General features: G+C 71.4%; 3 protein-coding genes. 1 reads left to right on the plus strand and 2 read right to left on the minus strand.

Features of this window, described 5'->3' with window-relative positions; translation table 11 throughout:
* A partial coding sequence (glpK, locus tag G6020_RS10735; protein WP_182610621.1) for a glycerol kinase GlpK occupies positions 1 to 1451 on the minus strand: 1451 nt, incomplete at its 3' end.
* Positions 1452 to 1530: 79 nt separating this feature from the next.
* Here glpK and G6020_RS10740 point away from each other — a divergent pair.
* Positions 1531 to 3306, plus strand: a complete 1776-nt coding sequence (locus G6020_RS10740; RefSeq protein ID WP_179524760.1) for a glycerol-3-phosphate dehydrogenase/oxidase — start codon at positions 1531 to 1533, stop codon at positions 3304 to 3306.
* Between the two features lie 224 nt (positions 3307 to 3530).
* Here G6020_RS10740 and G6020_RS17095 read toward each other — a convergent pair.
* Positions 3531 to 3906: biotin/lipoyl-containing protein (locus G6020_RS17095; RefSeq protein ID WP_241732667.1), on the minus strand; the 376-nt coding region annotated here is incomplete at its 5' end.

Genomic DNA, 3906 nt, shown 5'->3' on the forward strand with positions numbered 1-3906 from the left:
TCCCGCCACAACTCCCGGAGCCGGTCGGGGGAGTCCCACTGGCCCACCGCCAGCCCCGCGGCGAAGGCGGCACCCAGGGCGGTGGTCTCGGTGACCTCGGGCCGGATCACGTCGATGCCCAGGATGTCGGCCTGGAACTGCATCAGGTAGTCGTTGACCACCATCCCGCCGTCGACACGCAGCGCGTCGGCGGTCTCGCCGGCGTCGGCGGCCATCGCGTCGGTCATCTCGCGGGACTGGAACGCGGTGGCCTCGAGCGCCGCTCGCGCCAGGTGTGCCCGGGTGTGGAACCGGGTCAGGCCCACCAGGGTGCCACGCGCGTCCGGGCGCCAGCGAGGGGCGAGAAGTCCGGAGAACGCGGGCACGAGATAGCAGTCGCCGTTGTCCTCCAGTGACGTCGCCAGTTCCTCGGTCTCCTCGGCGCTCGAGATCACCCCGAGGTTGTCCCGTAGCCACTGCACAAGCGAGCCCGCCACCGCCACGGAGCCCTCCAGCGCGTACACGGCGTCGGCGTCCCCGAGCTTGTAGCAGACGGTGGTGAGCAGCCCGTTGTCGCTGAACTGGGGGGTGGTGCCGGTGTTGAGCAGCAGGAACGCGCCGGTCCCGTAGGTGTTCTTGGCGTCGCCGGGGTCGAAGCAGGTCTGGCCGAACATGGCCGCCTGTTGGTCGCCGAGGATCCCCGCGATGGGGGTCCCGCCGAACATGCGACGCTCGGTCACGTGACCGATCACCCCCGAGGACGGCACGATGTCGGGGAGCATCGCCCGCGGCACCCCGATCTCGCGGCAGAGCTCGTCGCACCACTCCAGGGTCCGCAGATCCATGAGCAGGGTGCGGGAGGCGTTGGTGACGTCGGTGACGTGGAGCGCCGGTTCGCCGTCGGTCCCGCCGCGGCGGCCGCCGGTGAGATTCCACACCAGCCACGAGTCGATGGTCCCGGCCAGCAGCTCGCCGGCCTCGGCCCGCTCGGTGCCGCGTCGGCCCTCGGCGTCGAGGTGATCGAGGATCCACCGGATCTTCGGACCCGCGAAGTAGGTGGACAGGGGCAACCCGGTCGCATCGCGGAACCTGTTGTCTCCGTCGGGGTGGCCCTCCGCCAACCGGGCGCAGATCCCGGAGGTCCGGGTGTCCTGCCAGACGATCGCGTTGTAGACCGGCTCACCGGTCTCCCGCTCCCACACCACCACGGTCTCCCGTTGGTTGGTGATGCCGATCGCGCTCACCAACGCCGGTTCGAGGTCGGCGTGACCGGCCACCTGGGCCATGGTCGTCCGCACGTTCTCCCAGATCTCCAGCGGGTCGTGTTCCACCCATCCGGCCCGGGGCAGGATCTGCCGGTGTTCGACCTGGGCGGTCGCCGCGGGCACCGGCAGACCGTCGTGGTCGAAGAGGATGGCCCGCGAGGACGTGGTCCCCTGGTCGATCGCGAGGATGAACGTGTTACGCGTCACGTCGTCAGACTACGTCCGCCCGGGCGTAGAGTCGGGCGCAACCGGCCGGAAACCGATACCCGGCCCCGGAGGGAGCACGATGCCCACGATCAGATCACGGTCCGTCCTCGGTCCCGAGCGCCGGGCCGAGGCATGGCGGAGGTTGTCGGAGGAGTCCTTCGACATCGTGATCGTGGGTGGCGGTGTGGTGGGCACCGGCAGCGCTGTCGACGCGGCCACGCGCGGCCTGAGCGTCGCGGTGGTGGAGGCCCGCGACTTCGCCGCCGGGACCTCCTCGCGCAGCTCCAAGATGTTCCACGGCGGGCTCCGGTATCTCGAGCAACTCGACTTCGGGCTCGTCGCCGAGGCCCTCCACGAGCGCGAGCTCAGCATGACCCGACTGGCCCCGCACCTGGTCAAACCGCTCAAGTTCCTCTTCCCGCTCACCCGCCGGTTCTGGGAGCGCCCCTACATGGCCGCGGGATTCGTCCTCTACGACCTCATGGGCGGCGCCAAGAGCGTCCCGCCGCAGAAGCACTACAGCCGCGCCGGTGCACGGCGCGTGGCGCCGGGTCTGCGCGAGGACGTCGTGGTGGGGGGGATCCGGTACTGGGACACGTTGGTCGACGACGCCCGCCACACCCTCACGCTCGCCCGCACCGCCGCCCTGCACGGCGCGGTGGTCGCCAACTCCACGCAGGTGATCGGCTACCTGCGGGAGGGCGAACGAGTGACCGGCGTGCGGGTCCGCGACGCCGAGACCGGACGGGAGACCGACGTCCGGGCCGGGGTGGTGCTCAACGCGGCGGGGGTGTGGACCGACCACCTGCAGGAGATGCTGGGGGAGGAGGGCGGCTTCACGGTGCGTGCCTCCAAGGGGGTCCACATCGTGGTGGACCGTGACAAGGTCGACTCGGAGGCCGCCCTCATCCTGCGCACCGAGAAGTCGGTGCTCTTCGTCATCCCCTGGGGCGAATACTGGATCATCGGCACCACCGACACCGACTGGCAGCTCGATCTGGCACACCCCGCGGCGACGGGTGCGGACATCGATTACATCCTCGGGCACGTCAACGCCGTGCTCACGACCCCGATCGGGCGGGACGACGTCCGCGGTGTCTACGCGGGACTGCGCCCGCTGCTCTCGGGCGGGGCCGACTCCACCGCCAAGCTCTCGCGGGAACACGCGGTGATGCGCGCGGCTCCCGGGGCCGTGGTGGTGGCGGGCGGCAAGTACACCACCTACCGGGTCATGGCGGCGGACGCGGTCGACGCCGCGGTGGCCGAGCTGGGACCGGAGCGCGCGGAATCCGTTCCGGCCTCCACCACCGATCGCATCCCCCTCCTCGGTGCCGACGGCTACCCGGCGATGGTCAACCGCGCGGACCGGATCGCGGACCACTACGAGATCAGGGAGGAGCAGGTCCAGCACCTGCTCGACCGCTACGGTTCGCTTCTCGAGGACGTGCTGGACCTGGCGGCGGACCGCCCCGATCTGCTGGAGACCCTCGACGGCGCCGATCGCTACCTCCGGGTCGAGATCGTCTACGCCGCGCTCGCGGAGGCCGCTCTGCACCTGGAGGACGTCCTGGTCCGCCGGACCCGGATCTCCATGGAGTACCAGCACGGAGGGGTGGCGTGCGCCCGCGAGGCCGCGCAGCTCATGGCGGAGGTGCTGGACTGGGATACCGACCGCGTCGAGCGGGAGGTCGAGATGTTCGAGCAACGGGTCGCCGCGGAGCTGGCCAGCCAGGTGACGGACTCCGACGACGAGGCGGACGGCTTCCTCCGCGGCGTCCCCGAGGTCCGCGAGTTCCTGGTGGAGGCGACCGTCGACCCCGCGAGCGCCGAGCCGGTCGTCGACCACCCGGCCTGACCGAGGGGCCACCCTTCCCGACCGAGGGACCACCTATCCCGACCAGCGCGTGATGGGGGTCGGAAATGGCACGGCCGCGCTCCGCACCCCCTGACACCGGAAATCCGCTGCCGCCCTGCGCGATCGGCTGTCCGGTGGGGCAGCGGATGGCGCAGGAGAGCAGCGGATCCGGGGGAGGGGCGGGCCCGACGGCGCGGCCCGGGGTGGACGACGCCGTCAGCGGGTCACTTGATCTCGCAGAGCACCGTTCCCTGGGTGACCGCGGCGCCGGCGTCCACGGACAGGTCGGTGACGACGCCGTCCTTGTGGGCGGTGACCGGGTTCTCCATCTTCATGGCCTCGAGCACGGCGATGAGCTCACCGGACTTGACCTCCTGGCCCTCCTCGACGGCCACCTTCACCACGGTGCCCTGCATGGGGGCCGAGACGGCGTCCCCGGAGGCGGCGGCACCGGCGGCCCCGCCACGGGTGCGGGCCTTGGCCTTGCGGCGGACGGTGCCACCGTTGTGCGACCCGCCGAAGGCCAGGTCACCGGGCAGCGAGACCTCGACGCGGCGGCCGTCCACCTCGACGACGACCTTCTTGCGCTCGACCGGCTCA

Origin of the sequence: Dietzia sp. B19 (assembly GCF_014145155.1) — a bacterium.
Taxonomy (GTDB): domain Bacteria; phylum Actinomycetota; class Actinomycetes; order Mycobacteriales; family Mycobacteriaceae; genus Dietzia; species Dietzia natronolimnaea.

Coding starts and splice junctions, on each gene's coding strand:
- G6020_RS10740 (WP_179524760.1), top strand. CDS start 1,531: ATGCCCACGATCAGATCACGGTCCGTCCTCGGTCCCGAGCGCCGGGCC.